Source organism: Rhodococcoides corynebacterioides NBRC 14404, from assembly GCF_001894765.1.
In the GTDB taxonomy this organism is placed as follows: domain Bacteria; phylum Actinomycetota; class Actinomycetes; order Mycobacteriales; family Mycobacteriaceae; genus Rhodococcoides; species Rhodococcoides corynebacterioides.
In genome coordinates this window covers 37502-52441 of sequence record NZ_BCWV01000005.1, presented here as the reverse complement: position 1 = coordinate 52441, position 14940 = coordinate 37502, and the positions used below count along the sequence as shown (strand labels likewise).

General features: G+C 70.5%; 11 protein-coding genes. 6 read left to right on the top strand and 5 right to left on the bottom strand.

Features of this window, described 5'->3' with window-relative positions; genetic code table 11:
• The first annotated feature begins 5 nt into the window (after window positions 1–5).
• Both RC2_RS12730 and RC2_RS12725 read left to right on the top strand, forming a co-directional pair.
• On the top strand, window positions 6–2120 hold the full coding sequence (locus RC2_RS12730; RefSeq protein ID WP_068152532.1) for a 3-hydroxyacyl-CoA dehydrogenase NAD-binding domain-containing protein: 2115 nt from the start codon (window positions 6–8) through the stop codon (window positions 2118–2120).
• A 218-nt stretch (window positions 2121–2338) separates the two neighbouring features.
• Window positions 2339–3352, top strand: a complete 1014-nt coding sequence (locus RC2_RS12725; protein ID WP_068152436.1) for an iron-siderophore ABC transporter substrate-binding protein — start codon at window positions 2339–2341, stop codon at window positions 3350–3352.
• 23 nt (window positions 3353–3375) lie between these two features.
• Here RC2_RS12725 and dxs read toward each other — a convergent pair whose 3' ends face one another.
• Window positions 3376–5265, bottom strand: coding sequence for a 1-deoxy-D-xylulose-5-phosphate synthase (gene dxs, locus RC2_RS12720; protein ID WP_072681484.1), 1890 nt, complete (start codon window positions 5263–5265; stop codon window positions 3376–3378).
• Between the two features lie 129 nt (window positions 5266–5394).
• Here dxs and glsA point away from each other — a divergent pair, with 129 nt between their 5' ends.
• A complete protein-coding gene (glsA, locus tag RC2_RS12715; RefSeq protein ID WP_068152433.1) occupies window positions 5395–7224 on the top strand; it encodes a glutaminase A in 1830 nt (609 codons plus the stop codon).
• 9 nt (window positions 7225–7233) lie between these two features.
• Here the strand turns inward: glsA and RC2_RS12710 are convergent, their stop codons facing one another.
• Both RC2_RS12710 and RC2_RS12705 read right to left on the bottom strand, forming a co-directional pair.
• A complete protein-coding gene (locus tag RC2_RS12710) occupies window positions 7234–8013 on the bottom strand; it encodes an anti-sigma factor (protein ID WP_068152431.1) in 780 nt (259 codons plus the stop codon).
• A gap of 43 nt (window positions 8014–8056) precedes the next feature.
• Window positions 8057–8704 carry a sigma-70 family RNA polymerase sigma factor gene (locus RC2_RS12705; protein WP_139277387.1) on the bottom strand — a complete coding sequence of 216 codons (648 nt, stop codon included), beginning with the start codon at window positions 8702–8704 and terminating at the stop codon, window positions 8057–8059.
• A 306-nt stretch (window positions 8705–9010) separates the two neighbouring features.
• Between RC2_RS12705 and RC2_RS12700 the strand changes: the two genes are divergently transcribed.
• Both RC2_RS12700 and RC2_RS12695 read left to right on the top strand, forming a co-directional pair.
• Entirely contained in the window at window positions 9011–10030 is a 1020-nt protein-coding gene (locus RC2_RS12700) for an ATP-binding cassette domain-containing protein (RefSeq protein ID WP_082895734.1), read from the top strand.
• Entirely contained in the window at window positions 10027–10869 is an 843-nt protein-coding gene (locus tag RC2_RS12695) for an ABC transporter permease (protein ID WP_068152427.1), read from the top strand. Before RC2_RS12700 ends, RC2_RS12695 begins: the two co-directional genes overlap by 4 nt.
• A gap of 7 nt (window positions 10870–10876) precedes the next feature.
• Here the strand turns inward: RC2_RS12695 and RC2_RS12690 are convergent, their stop codons facing one another.
• Together RC2_RS12690 and RC2_RS12685 are read right to left on the bottom strand one after the other, a co-directional pair.
• Window positions 10877–12133 carry a class I SAM-dependent RNA methyltransferase gene (locus RC2_RS12690; RefSeq protein WP_068152424.1) on the bottom strand — a complete coding sequence of 419 codons (1257 nt, stop codon included), beginning with the start codon at window positions 12131–12133 and terminating at the stop codon, window positions 10877–10879.
• A complete protein-coding gene (locus tag RC2_RS12685) occupies window positions 12130–14139 on the bottom strand; it encodes an APC family permease (protein WP_072681482.1) in 2010 nt (669 codons plus the stop codon). Before RC2_RS12685 ends, RC2_RS12690 begins: the two co-directional genes overlap by 4 nt.
• Before the next feature lie 107 nt (window positions 14140–14246).
• On the opposite strand from RC2_RS12685, the gene RC2_RS12680 reads away from it, so the two are divergent.
• A complete protein-coding gene (locus tag RC2_RS12680; RefSeq protein WP_068150777.1) occupies window positions 14247–14909 on the top strand; it encodes a potassium channel family protein in 663 nt (220 codons plus the stop codon).
• The last annotated feature ends 31 nt before the right edge of the window (window positions 14910–14940 follow it).

Genomic DNA, 14940 nt, shown 5'->3' with positions numbered 1-14940 from the left:
CCATCATGACCGAATCCACCAGCGCGGCTGCTTTCGCCGACGAGGTCGTCACGCACGCCTTCACGCGCATCCTCACCGTCCCGGGCATCGACGGACCCGTCGCCCTCGTGACCATCGACAACGGCTTCGACCACACCAAGCCGTCCACCTTCGGCCCGGCCGGACTCGACGCGCTCGAGGCGGCGCTCGACGAGGCCTACGCCGCCGACCCGGTCGCCGTCGCGGTCACCGGCAAGCCGTTCGTCTTCGCCGTCGGCGCGGACCTCAACGGTGTGCCGAAGATCGCCGACCGGGACGTCGCCCTGACCATGGGGCGCCGCGGCCACGCCGTGTTCCGTCGTCTCCGCGAATCGACGGTGCCGACGTTCGCCTTCGTCAACGGCGCTGCGCTCGGCGGCGGTCTGGAGCTGGCCCTGCACTGCCATTACCGGACCGTCGCGGACAACGCCGCGGCCCTGGGACTGCCCGAGGCGTTCCTCGGTCTCGTGCCCGGCTGGGGCGGAACGCAGTTGCTGCCCAACATCATCGGCCCGTCGGCCGCGGTGACGGTGGTCGTCGAGAACGCTCTCAACCAGAACCGCATGCTGAAGCCGGCCGACGCGCAGAAGATCGGTATCGCGGACGCGGTGCTCGGCGGCGCCGATTTCCTCGAGCAGTCGCTCGTGTGGGCCGCCTCGGTGCTCGCCGGTGACGTCGTTCCCGCCCGGCCCGAGATCGATCGCGGCCAGGCGTGGGACGACGCGATCGCCCGCGCCAAGGGCATCGTGTCCGGCAAGACCCGCAACCATGCTCCGGGACCCGTCAAGGCGGTCGAACTGCTGGAGCTGGCGCGGAACACCGATCTCGGCGACCCGGCGTCGCTCGATGCCGGATTCGCCGCCGAGGACGAGGCGCTCGCCGACCTCCTCATGGCCGACGAACTGCGGGCCGGTCTCTACGCCTTCGACCTGGTGCAGAAACGGGCCAAGCGTCCCGCCGGCGCACCCGACAAGTCGGCGGCCCGCAAGGTCACCGGCGTCGGCATCGTCGGAGCCGGACTGATGGCCAGCCAGCTCGCCCTCCTCTTCGTGCGCCAGCTGAAGGTGCCGGTGATCCTCACCGACATCGATCAGGAGCGCATCGACAAGGGCGTCGGCTACGTCCACGCGGAGATCGACAAGCTGCAGGGCAAGAAGCGGCTCTCACCCGACGCCGCGAACCGCCTCAAGGCGCTCGTGTCCGGCTCGCTGGACAAGGCCGCGTTCGCGAAGACCGACTGGGTCATCGAGGCCGTCTTCGAGAACCTCGACGTCAAGAAGAAGGTGTTCGCCGAGCTCGAGGAGCACGTCTCCCCGGAGACCATCCTGGCGACCAACACCTCGTCGCTGTCCATCACCCGCATGGCCGCGGACCTGAAGCACCCCGAGCGAGTGGTGGGCTTCCACTTCTTCAACCCGGTCGCCGTCCTGCCGCTGCTCGAGGTCATCCGCGGCGAGAAGACGGACGACGCCACGCTGGCCACCGCGTTCGCCACGGCGAAGTCGCTGAAGAAGTCGGCCGTGCTCGTCGCCGACAAGCCGGGCTTCGTGTTCAACCGGCTGCTCACCCGAGCGCTCGGCGAGGTCATGAACGCCATCGACGAGGGCACCCCCTTCGACGTCGCGGACGACGCCATCGGGGAACTCGGCATGCCGATGAGCCCGCTGACCCTGTTGTCCCTGGTGGGCCCGGCGGTGGCACTGCACACCGGCGAGACGATGGCGGAGTACTACCCGGAGCGCTTCCACGACTCCCCCGGCCTCCAGGCCATGGTCGCCGCGAAGAAGTCCGCGGTGTGGACCTACGGCGCCGACGGCACCAAGACCGTCGACCCGGAGGTCGCGGACCTCTGGCCGCAGGGCGACTCTCCGTCCACGGCCGAGCAGGTGCTCGATCGCACCCGCCGCGCCTTCGCGGAGGAGATCGACATCATGCTCACCGAGGGTGTCGTCGCTGCGGCTCAGGACATCGACCTGTGCCTCATCCTCGGCGGCGGGTTCGGCTTCTGGAACGGCGGCATCACTCCGTACCTGGACCGCACCGGCACCTCCGAGGCCGTCACCGGGCACCGCTTCCTCGACAAGGGTGTGGCCAGCCTGTAGTTCGCCGCTCGACCGACACCTCCGGGTGGGTGCTCCGCGCATCCCCCGGAGGTGTCGTCGTTCCTGCGCAGGTTTTCGCCACCGTCACCGGTTGCACCCCGCGCACCTGACCGGAACCTGCGCAACCCTTCCCTGCGCCCCGACCAGAACCCGAGCCGCCCACACCGGCGAGCCCCGGACCATCACCCCGGCCCACCTGCATAGGTTAGGCTACCCTCGTGAAACGCAACCGCCTCGTTCCCCTCGTCGCTGCGACCGCCGCTGTCGCCCTCGTGGCCGGGTGCTCCTCGGACTCGGGCTCGGAATCGACCTCCGCCGGCACCGGCGACGGAGCCTTCCCCGTCACCATCGAGCACGCCTTCGGGTCGACGGAGATCCCCTCCGCCCCCGAGCGCATCGTCACGATGGGATGGAACGCCCAGGACATCCTCGGCGCGCTGGGCGTGACCCCGGTGGGACAGCCGCGGTACACCTACGGCGCCGACGAGAACGGCGTGATGCCGTGGGCGCAGGAGTTCTACGACGCCGACGCGACGACGCTGTACGAGGATCCGGCAGCGGGCGACCCGGACGTCGAGGCCCTCGCCGCCCTGGCACCCGACCTGGTCCTCGCTCCGTACGAGGGCTTCTCGCAGACCTACTACGACACCCTCAGCGGTGTCGCCCCCGTGGTCGCGTACCCCGGCGGCCCCTGGCAGACCACGTGGCAGGAGCAGACCACGATGATCGGCGAGGCCGTCGGCAAGCCCGCCGAGGCGCAGGGCCTGATCGACGGTCTGGGCGAACGGCTCGCCGCCGAGGCCGAGGCCAACCCGGAGTTCGCCGGCAAGACGGTCGCCGTCGTGAATCTCGACACCGACGCCGGTCAGGCCAACGTGTACCTGCCCACCGATCCGCGCGTGCAGGTGCTGAACGAGATGGGCTTCGTGAACGCGCCGGGCGTGACCGCGCTGGCCGACGCCGACACCACCGGTTCCTTCTTCTCCACCGTGTCGCTCGAGAACGTCCAGAGCTTCGATGCCGACGTCATCGTGGCCTTCACCCCGGACGGCTTCACCTTCGACTCGGTGCCCGCACTGGCCACCCTGCCGGCGGTGCAGTCCGGCTCCGCGATCGCGATGACCGATCAGCAGGTGATCGCCGGACTCAGCAACGTCAACCCGGTGTCGACGCCCTGGGTCCTCGAGCGCATCCTGCCGCAGCTGAAGGACGCCGCCGGCAAGGCAGCCTGACCGCGACGCGGGCGGTGGCTCGGTCAGATGCCGTCCGGCCGATGGCCGAGCCACCCGAACACCCGACCGGCGATGTCGGCCGGGGTCAGCCCGATCTCCCGATGAATCCGGTCACGCGAACCGTGGTCCAGGAACTGTTGCGGCACACCGAGATCCCGGCACGGGACGTCGACACCCGCGGCGCGCAACGCGGCGGACACGGACGCACCGATGCCCCCGTGCAGGCCACTGTCCTCGACCGTGACCACCAGGCGGTAGTCCGCGGCGAGCTTGGTCAGCGACTGCGGCACCGGCAGCACCCACCGCGGATCGACGACGGTGGCGCGCACGCCGCCGGCCGCCAGTTCCTCGGCGGTGTCCAGCGCCAACGACGCGAACGGTCCGACGGCGACGAGCAGGACGTCGCCCGGCCCGTCCGTCTCGTGCAGGACGTCGACGACGTCGTCGATCCGACGCACGGCCACGGTGCTCTCCGGCACGGCCCCCTTGGGGAAACGAATCGCGGTGGGCCCGTCGGACACGGCCAACGCCTCGGCCAGTTCCTCCCGGAGAGTGGCCGCGTCACGAGGCGCGGCGACCTTCATGCCCGGCACGATGCCCAGCAGCGACATGTCCCACATGCCGTTGTGGCTCGCTCCGTCCGATCCGGTCACTCCGGCGCGGTCGAGGACGAGGGTCACGGGCTGCTTCAGTAGTGCGACGTCCATGAGCAACTGGTCGAAAGCACGGTTGAGGAACGTCGAGTAGACGGCGACCACGGGATGGAGACCGCCCAGAGCCAGGCCCGCCGCCGACGTCAGCGCGTGCTGCTCGGCGATTCCGACGTCGAAGAAGCGGTCCGGGTATCGGTCGCCGAAGGCAGCGAGCCCGGTCGGGCCGGCCATGGCCGCCGTGATCGCCACGACGTCCGTGCGCTCGGCGGCGAGGGCGATGAGTTCGCGGGAGAACACCGACGTCCAGTCGGGCGCCGCGACGGCGACGGCGCGACCGGTCAGCGGGTCGATCACACCGGTGGAGTGCATCTGATCGGCGACGTCGTTCTCGGCGTGCGAGTACCCCATGCCCTTGCGGGTCACGGCGTGGACGATGACCGGTCCGCCGTAGGCCTTCGCGCGGCGTAGCGCCGATTCCATCGCCGACTGATCGTGCCCGTCCACCGGACCGAGGTACTTGATGCCGAGGTCGGTGAACATCACCTGCGGGCTGACGGCGTCCTTCAGCCCGGCCTTCATGCCGTGCAGCATGGCGTAGGCGGGCGAGCCGACCACCGGGATGTTCCGGACGACCCGGCGACCGGTGTCGAGTGCGCGCTCGTACCCCGGCTGCAGACGCAGCGTGGCGAGATGGTCGGCCAGGCCGCCGATGGTCGGCGAATAGGACCGACCGTTGTCGTTGACGACGATGACCAGCGAGCGATCCTGCCCGGCCGCGATGTTGTTGAGCGCTTCCCAGCACATGCCACCGGTGAGGGCACCGTCGCCGACGATCGCGACGACGTGCCGGTCCGACCGGCCGGTGAGGGCGAAGGCCTTCGCGAGTCCGTCGGCGTAGGACAACGACGCAGACGCGTGCGACGACTCCACCCAGTCGTGCTCGCTCTCCGCCCGCGACGGGTAGCCGGACAGCCCGCCGTCCTTGCGCAGCGTGTCGAACCTGTCGGCCCGACCGGTGACGATCTTGTGGACGTAGGCCTGGTGGCCGGTGTCGAAGATCACGGCGTCGGCGGGCGACTCGAACACCCGGTGCACGGCCAGCGTCAGCTCGACCACACCCAGGTTCGGCCCGAGATGGCCGCCGGTGGCGGACACCTTCTCCACCAGGAACTGCCGGATCTCCGAGGCCAGCTCGGTCATCTCGTCGAGGGAGAGGGCACGCAGGTCGCCGGGCTCGTGCACACGTGACAGAACACCCAACGAAATCGTCTCCCCTCGTACGGTCCGATCGAGGCGCGCCGATCGGTCACGCCAGTCTACGTGCCACCGAGCGTCGCGTTACCGTACGACCGGCCACACCAGCACCGACGGAACGAGGCACCGAGAACGATGACCGACGTCGTGCAACACATCCTCGAGGACGTGTACGCGCTGTGCGCCGAGGACACGTCCGGCGCCGTCGCCGACTACATCCCGGAGCTCGCGTCCGCCGAACCCGACCGATTCGGCATCTGCCTCACCACCGCGGACGGCTACGTGTACGAGGTGGGCGACACGCGGGTGCCGTTCACCATCCAGTCGGTCTCCAAGCCGTTCACCTACGCCCTGGCCCTGGCCGATCGCGGCGAGGAGGCGGTGGCGACGAAGATCGACGTCGAACCGTCGGGTGAACCGTTCAACGAGATCAGTCTCGACCCCGTCACCGAGCGTCCGCGCAACCCCATGATCAACGCCGGGGCCATCACCGCCGCGTCGCTGGTGACGGGCGACACCCCCGACGTGCAGTTCGACCGCATCCGTCGCTCGTTCTCCCGGTTCGCCGGCCGCGACCTCGAGCTGAACGCCGCCGTGCATGCCTCGGAAGCCGCCACCGGCCATCGCAACCGCGCCATCGGCCACATGCTGCGTTCCTTCGGTGTGGTCGAGTCCGACCCGGACGCCGCGGTCGACCTGTACTTCCGGCAGTGCTCGCTGACCGTCACCGGTCGCGACATCGCAGCCATGGCCGCCACCCTGGCGAACAACGGCACCAACCCGTGCACCGGAGAGATCGCCGCCGACCCCGTGCTGACCGAGCGGGTCCTCAGCGTCATGACCACCTGCGGCATGTACGACGGAGCGGGCGACTGGGTCAACCGCGTCGGACTCCCCGCCAAGAGCGGTGTCGCCGGGTCGGTCATGGCCGTCCTCCCGGGCCAGCTCGGCATCTCCGTCTTCTCCCCCCGCCTCGACGAGCACGGCAACAGCGTGCGCGGGGTCCTTGCCTGCCGTGAGTTGTCCCGGCGCCTCGAACTGCACTTCCTGCACGTCGGACGTGCGGCCCGCAGCGCGGTCCGCGCGCGGTACAGCATCGTCGACGCCCCGTCGCGTCGCCGCCGCACCGCGTCCGAACAACGCACCCTCGCCGAGCGTGGGTCGCGGGCGCGCGTCTACGAACTGCACGGGGATCTGTTGTTCTCGGCCGCGGAGTCGGTGGTGCGCGCCGTGACCCCGGCCGCGGACGAGGCCCCGCCGGACGCCGTGGTGCTGGACATGCGCCGTGTCGACGACGTCAGCGGCGTCGCGCGGTCCATGCTCGACGCGCTGGCCGAGCAACTCCGTGGCGCCGGGTGCGCGGCGGGGCTGGTCGATCCGCGCGGGACCATGGCCCACACGGTGTCCACGCTGGCCGACCGGGACGGCTCCGGTCGGGTGTTCGCGACACTGGACTCGGCGCTGCGGTGGGCCGAGGACGTCGTTCTCGATCGGTGGTGCGACGGGCCGCGGCAGGCCACCGAGGTGGCGTTGGCCGCACATCCGGTGCTGGCGGCGACGACGCCCGCGCACCGCGATCGCATCATGGCCCTCACCAGCGCCGTGACCTATGCGGCCGGCACGGTGGTCGCGGACGTGGGCGACCCGGCTCTCGGTCTGGTCCTGGTGCTCTCCGGTCGGGTGTCGGTGGAGTTCGTCGCGGCGGACGACGTCGTGCGTCCGGTGTCCACGCTGTCCGCCGGGATGAGCTTCGGCGAGATTCCGCTGATCAGGCGGAGCGAGTTCGGGTTGCGGATCACCGCGGTCGAGGAGACCGCGGTGGCCGTTCTCGCGCCGGCCGACTTCGAGCGACTGCGCGTGGAGAACCCGGCCGCGACCGCGGATCTGGTGATCACGCTGCTGGACCGGGCCTACGAGCAGGTGGAGACGATCGTGGGGGCCCTGCGGAGGAGCGGCCCGGCGTAGGCGGGTCGCCTAGAAGGTGACGGCGACGATCGGCTGGCTGGTGGGAGCGTCCGACCCGCCGTCGGGTTCGACGGTGACGGCCCAGGTGGTGGCGCCGGACAGTCCGCTGACCAGGTGTTCCCGGTCGGCGGTGGCGCTGTCGGCGTCGATCAGTCCGGCGGGCCGGGGCTCGGGGTCCGCGCCGATGAGCCACATCTCGAAGACCCGCCCGTCCCCGGGGTCGGCGACGCCGTCGAGCGTGACGACGGCCGCGTCGTGCGTCGGCGACCAGGCGACGGTGGCCGAGCCGCCACCCTCGACGGGCACGGTGCTGCGTTGGACGTCGTCGGCGGCGAGGACGGTCGCGGTCGGCGACGCAGGGTCGGTACCGAACTGCTGGGACACGACGGCTCCCCCGACGCCCACCACGAGAACCGCGGCGGCGGCGGCCGCGGCGAGACGCCACCGGCGGGTGCGTCGGCGGTCGTCGAGCGAGACGACCGGGGACGGCTCCGCGCCGGGTTCCGGCTGCCCGGCGGCGATACCGGAGTCGACGGCGGCGAGAATTTTGTCCCGCAGGTGTGCGGGCGCGGGACTGGCGTCAGCGTCGGCGGTCAGCGCGAGGGTGACGTGGACCGACTCGACGACGGCGTCGAAGCGGGCCCGTTGGTCCGCCGGCGCCGACGCCACTCGCCGCTCGATGTCCGCGCGTTCGTCGTCGTCCACCGCGTCCAGTGCGTAGGCGTACGCGAGGTCGAGCAGATCCCGCGACGCGGCGTCGCCCGACGTGGGTGAGAGCGAGGAAGGCATGGCGTCGAGCTCGTCTTTCCGATGTCGGCCGTGGTCGGCAGGGTCACTCACCGCCGTCCACCCCCAGACATTTCTGTAGCTTGATCAGTCCGTCCCGGATGCGGGACTTGACGGTGGGCACGGCGACACCGAGTCGCTCGGCCACCTCGCGGTAGGTCCATCCGTTGTAGTACGCCATGCGGACGGATTCACGCTGGGTCTCGGTGAGCGACCCGAGGCAGCGCACCACCGCCTCGGATTCCAGGGTCTGCGTGACCGATTCGAGCACCTCGTCGTGCGCCGGGCTGTGGGCCTTGCTGCCGTAGAGCGCCTCCCGATCGGTGCCGGACTGCTCCGACCGCACCCGGTCGACGGCGCGGCGATGCGCCAGCGTCATCATCCAGGCCAGAGGAGAACCCTGGGCGGGGTCGTAGCGATCGGCGGACCGCCAGACCTGCAGGAAGACTTCCTGCGTGGTCTCCTCGCTGAACCCCGGGTCCCGCAGGACACGCAGAACCATGCCGTAGACGCGGGAGGACGTGAGGTCGTACAGCCGACCGAAGGCAGACTGATCGCCCGTCGCCGCCGCGGACAGCAGCGACCGCAACTCGTCCGCCTCGGCGGCCCGCCGGGCCTTCACGTCGGACGTCGGCACCACGCAGGCCGAGTCGACCGTGTTCGACGCGGCCGTGTCCGACTCGTCCGCACTCATCGCGCGCGGTCCGACGCGAAACAAGATGTGTCGTTCATCGACCATGACACTAGTGGTCATCGTCCACACCTCACTACCGGCCGCGCCGACTCGTCGTGGTCCACCCCCCACAGAGACCCCTGTGTTCCGTCATCGGGGATTCGGTACCGACGGCCGGACGGACCGGAACCGCACCCGTACGGATCAATTCCGTTGCGTCGTCCCTCGGTCGGCGCGCACGATATGTCCGCCTCGGTCGCTGCACCCCGCCGGCGTCCGCGATGACTTTTCGTATCCCCGGGAGTCCTTTCCACCATGAACCGCGCCATGACGAACAGCGCCACCCCGCGCACTGCAACCCCGCGCAGTGCCACCGAGACGGGCCCGCCCACCGACCTCGCGATCGAGGCGACCGCCCTCACGAAGACGTTCGGGTCCACCGTGGCCGTGAACGGCGTCGACCTCGCCGTGCCACGCGGCGGCGTCTACGGCGTGCTCGGCCCCAACGGTGCGGGCAAGACCACCACCATGCGCATGCTCGCGACGCTGACGAGCATCGACGGTGGGTCCGCCCGTGTCCTCGGCCACGACGTGGCCACCGAGCCCGACGCCGTGCGGTCGGCAGTGTCGTTGACGGGACAGTTCGCGTCGCTGGACGAGGATCTGACCGGCTGGGAGAACCTGGTTCTCCTGTCGCGCCTGTACGGCTACAGCCGACCGGCCGCACGCGAGCGCGCGGATCTGCTGCTGCAGGTGTTCGACCTGTCGGCCGCGGCGAGCAAGCAGGTCAAGACCTACTCCGGCGGAATGCGGCGGCGGGTGGACATCGCCGCCGGCCTCGTCGTGACCCCCGAACTGATGTTCCTCGACGAGCCGACCACCGGCCTCGACCCGCGCAGCCGCAACCAGGTCTGGGAGATCGTGCGGTCACTGGTCGCGGGCGGGACCACGGTCCTGCTCACCACCCAGTACCTCGACGAGGCCGATCAGTTGGCCGACCGCGTCGCCGTCATCGACTCCGGTCGCGTCATCGCCGAGGGCACCACCGGTCAGCTCAAGGCCTCGGTGGGATCGGGCTCCCTGCACGTGCGGGTGGTCGACTCCGCCACCCGCGTCGAGGCGGCGCGGATCCTGCGGGAGACGCTGCGCACGGACGTGGTGGAGGAGCCGGATCCGGCTGCGCTCACCTCCATCGTCGACGACACGGCCGCGGTGGCGCGCGGCCTCACCGCGCTGCACGAGGCCGGCATCGAGATCGGCACGTACGCGCTCGGGCAACCGAGCCTCGACGAAGTGTTCCTGGCCCTCACCGGCCGACCCACCGAGCAGGAAGAGTCCTCCAGATGACCACCACCGAGTCCGGCGTCCGCGCGGCGGGCACGACCCCGTCCGTCGCCGACCTGCTCGCGTCGTCCGGACCGAGGCCGGCGCGCCCGACCGCGACGTCGACGGCGCTCTCCTTCGGCTGGCGCGCCCTGCTGAAGATCAAGCACGTCCCCGAGCAACTGTTCGACGTGACGATGTTCCCCATCATGTTCACGCTGATGTTCACGTTCCTGTTCGGCGGGGCGCTGGCGGGCTCGACGGGGGCCTACATCCAGTTCCTGCTGCCCGGCATTCTGGTGCAGACGGTCGTGATGATCACCATGTACACGGGCATGACGCTGAACCGGGACATCGAGAAGGGCGTGTTCGACCGCTTCCGGTCGCTGCCGATGTGGCGGCCGGCCCCGCTGGTGGGCGCTCTCCTCGGTGACGTCGTGCGCTACACCCTGGCGTCCACCATCGTGCTGCTGCTCGGGTTCGCACTCGGCTTCCGGCCGGCGGGCGGTCTGCCGGGGATGGTTGTCGCCGTGGGGCTGCTGCTGGTGTTCTCGTTCTGCGTGTCGTGGGTGTGGACGATGTTCGCGCTGATGATGCGCAGCGAGACCGCCGTCATGAGCGTGTCGATGCTCGTGCTGTTCCCGCTCACCTTCGCCAGCAACATCTTCGTCGACCCGGCCACCATGCCCGGGTGGTTGCAGGCGTTCGTCGAGGTCAACCCGGTGTCGCACCTGGTGACCACCCTGCGCAGCGTGTCCGACGGCGCCGTGGACACCCACGCTCTGCTGTGGACGGGCATCTGGTCGGCGGGGCTGCTCGCGATCTTCGGTCCGATCACGATGCGGCTCTACAACCGCAGGTAGTCACCGCTCACCGCACGAGGGCGGCGATGCACTCCACGTGGCCGGTGAGCGGGAACGCGTCGAACGCGCGCAGCTGCTCGAGGCGGTAGCCGTGTCCGAGGTAGAGGCCGAGGTCGCGGGCGAAGGAGGCCGGGTCGCAGCCGACGTGCACCACCCGGCGCGGCCCGGCGTCCGCGACGGCGGCCACCACGGCCTTCCCGGCGCCCGCCCGCGGCGGGTCGAGGATCACGGTCGCCGGGTCGGCCGGTAACTGCGCGAACGCCCGCTCCACGGGTATCGCGCGCAGATCCACGGCCGAGAGGTCGGCCAGCGCGGCGCGGCCGTCGCGCACGGCGTCGGCCGCGGCCTCGACGCCCACGACCGATCCGGTGCTCCCGGCGTCGCCGGCCACCGCGGCCGCGAAGACCCCGGCGCCGGAGTACAGGTCCCACACCGTGTCGCCCGGTCGAACATCGGCCCACTCTCGCACCACCGCCGAGTATCGGTCCGGGGCACGGCGGTGGGCCTGCCAGAAGCCCTGCGCGTCGACCGTCCACTCGCGATCACCGACGCGCTGCGACGCCCGTCCGGAGCCGACGACGACGCGGTGGGCGCGCGGCGCGGACCGGCGGGCCCGTCGGGACGACGCTCCCCGACGGGCGCCGCCGCGGGTCGCGGGCGACGCCGTCGGCGGGGCGATCTCGACGACGTGCCGCTCGCCGTCGGACGCCAGCGCCACGGCGAGATCCGCCCCGGGGGTCCAGGTGCGATCGGCGAGGCCGTCGTAAGCGGCGGCAGGCGACTGCGGGCAGGCGAGGTCGGTGACCAGCTCGGCGCTGCGCGCGCGATGGAAACCGGCGCGGCCGTCACCGCCCACCCCGAGGCGCAGCCGAGTCCGCCAGCCGGTCCGCTCACCCCAGCTCTCGACCTCGACGTCGGTGTCGACGTGCGCGATGCGTCGCAGTTGTTCGGACACCACCGCCGCCTCCCACGCCCGCGCACCCGCTTCGGTCGCGTGGGACAGGTCGCAGCAGCCGGAACCGCCGGGTCCGGCGATCGGACACAGGCGGTCGATCCGATCGGGCGAGGCCTCGACGATCTCGACGGCGTCGGCGCGGCAGAAGCTGCCCCCGGTGTCCTCGGTGACCAGGGCGCGCACCGTCTCCCCCGGCAGACTGTGCCGGACGAAGACCACGCGGCCGTCGTACCGCGCCACGCAGAATCCACCGTGCCCCGGTGTGCCGACGACGACCTCGAGCACGCGGCCCGTCCAGGGCTCGCTCATGCGCCGGGGCCCGCGTCGCGCGGCGACTCGTAGCCTCGCCGGGACCCGCCCGGCGCGTTCTGCAAGCTCTCGCGTTTGGCCCGCTCGGACGAGTTGAGCTGCCACGGCACGCTGGTCACCATGACGCCGGGCTGGAACAGCAGGCGGCTCTTGAGCCGCAGGGCGCTCTGGTTGTGCAGGACCTGCTCCCACCAGTGTCCGACGACGTACTCCGGGATGAAGACGGTCACGACGTCGCGCGGTGAGTCACGCTTGACCCGTTTGACGTAGTCGAGAACCGGCTTGGTGATCTCGCGGTAGGGCGACTCGACGACCTTGAGCGGAACGGTCACGTCGCTCTTCTCCCAGTCCCGCACCAGCGCGCGCGTGTCCGCCTCGTCGACGTTGACGGTGATGGCCTCGAGGGTGTCCGGCCGTGTGGCCCGCGCGTAGGCGAGCGCGCGCAGCGTCGGGTTGTGCAGCTTGGACACCAACACGATCGAGTGCGTGCGACTGGGCAACACGCCGTCCCACTCGACGTCGGAGAGCTCCGCCGTCACGGAGTCGTAGTGCTTCCGGATCAGCTTCATGAGCCCGAAGATGAACAGCATGGCCGCGATCGCGATCCACGCGCCGGCGAGGAACTTGGTCAACAGGACGATCACCAGCACCACGCCGGTCATGGCCAGACCGATACCGTTGACGACCCGCGACCGCACCATCCGTCGTCGCGCCGCGGGGTCGGTCTCGTCCCGCAGCAGCCGCGTCCAGTGCAGCACCATGCCGGTCTGACTGAGGGTGAACGAGACGAAGACGCCGACGATGTAGAGCTGGATGAGCTTGGTCACCTCGGCGCCGAAGACCACGACGAACGTGATCGCGGCGGCCGAGAGGAAGACGATGCCGTTGCTGAACGCCAGGCGGTCACCGCGCGTGTGGAACTGGCGCGGGAGGAAGCGGTCCTGGGCGAGAATCGAGCCGAGTACCGGGAAGCCGTTGAACGCGGTGTTGGCGGCCAGGACCAGGATGAGCGCCGTGACGATGGTGATGAAGTAGAAGCCCGGGCTGAACCCCTGGAAGACCGCCTCCGCGAGCTGCGCGATCAACGTCTTCTGCTGGTAGCCCTCCGGCGCGCCGATCAGCTGGGTCGCCGGGTCCGCCGCGTACTTCACCCCGATCTTCTCCGCCAGCACGATGATGCCCATGAGCAGGGTGACGCCGATCGTCCCGAGCAGCAGCAGGGTGGTGGCGGCGTTGCGGGACTTCGGCTTACGGAACGCCGGCACGCCGTTGGAGATCGCCTCCACACCGGTCAGCGCCGCGCAGCCGGACGAGAACGCGCGGGCGAGCAGGAACGCGAACGCGATGCCGTACAGGTGACTGTCCTCGGCCTGCAGATCGAAGGCCGACGACTCCGCCGCCACGTCCTCCCCGAGCACGAAGACCTGGATCAGACCCCACGCCAGCATGACGAACATGCCCACCATGAAGGCGTACGTCGGGATGGCGAACGCGGTGCCGGACTCACGCACGCCGCGCAGATTCACCGCCGTGATCGCCGCGATCGCCGCGACGGCGAACAGCACCTTGTGTTCGGCGACGAACGGCACCGCAGATCCGATGTTCGACGCCGCGGCCGAGATGGAGACGGCGACGGTGAGGACGTAGTCCACCATCAGCGCGCTGCCGACGGTCAGGCCGGCCGTGGGACCGAGGTTGGTGGTCGCCACCTCGTAGTCGCCGCCGCCGGACGGGTAGGCGTGCACGTTCTGCCGATAACTGGCGACGACCACCGCCATCACGACGGCCACGGCCAGGCCGATCCAGAGGGAGAACGAGTACGCCGTGATGCCGGCCACCGACAGCACCAGGAAGATCTCTTCCGGCGCGTAGGCGACCGACGACATGGCGTCGGAGGCGAAGACGGGCAGCGCGATGCGCTTGGGCAGCAGCGTGTGGCCGAGCGTGTCGCTGCGGAACGGCCGACCCAGCAGCAGCCTCTTGGTGGCCGTCGAAAGCTTGGACACAGGCAGAAGCGTAAGCCGTGCCGGACTCGACCGGGGGGCAGGGTGACCGATAGCGTGAGCGCGTCGGTCCTGCCCACGCATTTCTTCCGCCCCGAACGGAGCAGTCGTTGTACGTCGTCGTCATGGGGTGCGGCCGAGTCGGATCGTCGCTCGCCACCGCCCTGTCCCGCCTCGGACACGAGGTCGCCGTCATCGATCGCGACCCCACGGCCTTCGGCCGCCTCGGCAGCGCCTTCGCCGGTCGACGGGTCACGGGCATGGGATTCGACCGGGACGTCCTGGTGGAGGCGGGAATCGACCGCGCCGACGCACTTGCCGCGGTGTCCTCCGGGGACAACTCCAACATCATCTCCGCGCGCGTCGCGCGGGAGACCTTCGGCGTGGAGCGGGTGGTGGCCCGGATCTACGACGCCAAGCGTGCGCGTGTGTACGAACGCCTGGGCATCCCCACGGTGGCGACCGTGCCGTGGACGACTGATCGCTTCCTGCACACGTTGATCCACGACAACGAGCAGACCAAGTGGCGCGATCCGTCCGGCAACGTCGCGGTCACCCGGCTCGACCTCGCCGACGGCTGGGTCGGGCGCAGCGTCACGGTGCTCGAGAAGACCACCGGAACCCGGGTGGCGTTCCTCATCCGCTTCGGCAGTGGGCTGCTCCCCGACCGGAAGACCGTGTTGCAGGCCGAGGACGAAGTGTGGGTCGCCGCCGTCGACGGCATGGTCGCCGAGGCGGTCGCGCTCGCGAGCAGCCCGCCCCCCGAGGAATGACGCCCGCCGCCCACCGTCGCACCTCGACCCG

What these genes read in the sequence shown, in the direction of transcription:
- RC2_RS12705 (WP_139277387.1), bottom strand. Translation starts at nt 8,704, where the DNA reads ATGAGTGCGGACGAGTCGGACACGGCCGCGTCGAACACGGTCGACTCG.
- glsA (WP_068152433.1), top strand. Translation starts at nt 5,395, where the DNA reads ATGACCGACGTCGTGCAACACATCCTCGAGGACGTGTACGCGCTGTGC.
- RC2_RS12690 (WP_068152424.1), bottom strand. Translation starts at nt 12,133, where the DNA reads ATGAGCGAGCCCTGGACGGGCCGCGTGCTCGAGGTCGTCGTCGGCACA.
- RC2_RS12710 (WP_068152431.1), bottom strand. Translation starts at nt 8,013, where the DNA reads ATGCCTTCCTCGCTCTCACCCACGTCGGGCGACGCCGCGTCGCGGGAT.
- RC2_RS12730 (WP_068152532.1), top strand. Translation starts at nt 6, where the DNA reads ATGACCGAATCCACCAGCGCGGCTGCTTTCGCCGACGAGGTCGTCACG.
- RC2_RS12695 (WP_068152427.1), top strand. Translation starts at nt 10,027, where the DNA reads ATGACCACCACCGAGTCCGGCGTCCGCGCGGCGGGCACGACCCCGTCC.
- RC2_RS12700 (WP_082895734.1), top strand. Translation starts at nt 9,011, where the DNA reads ATGACGAACAGCGCCACCCCGCGCACTGCAACCCCGCGCAGTGCCACC.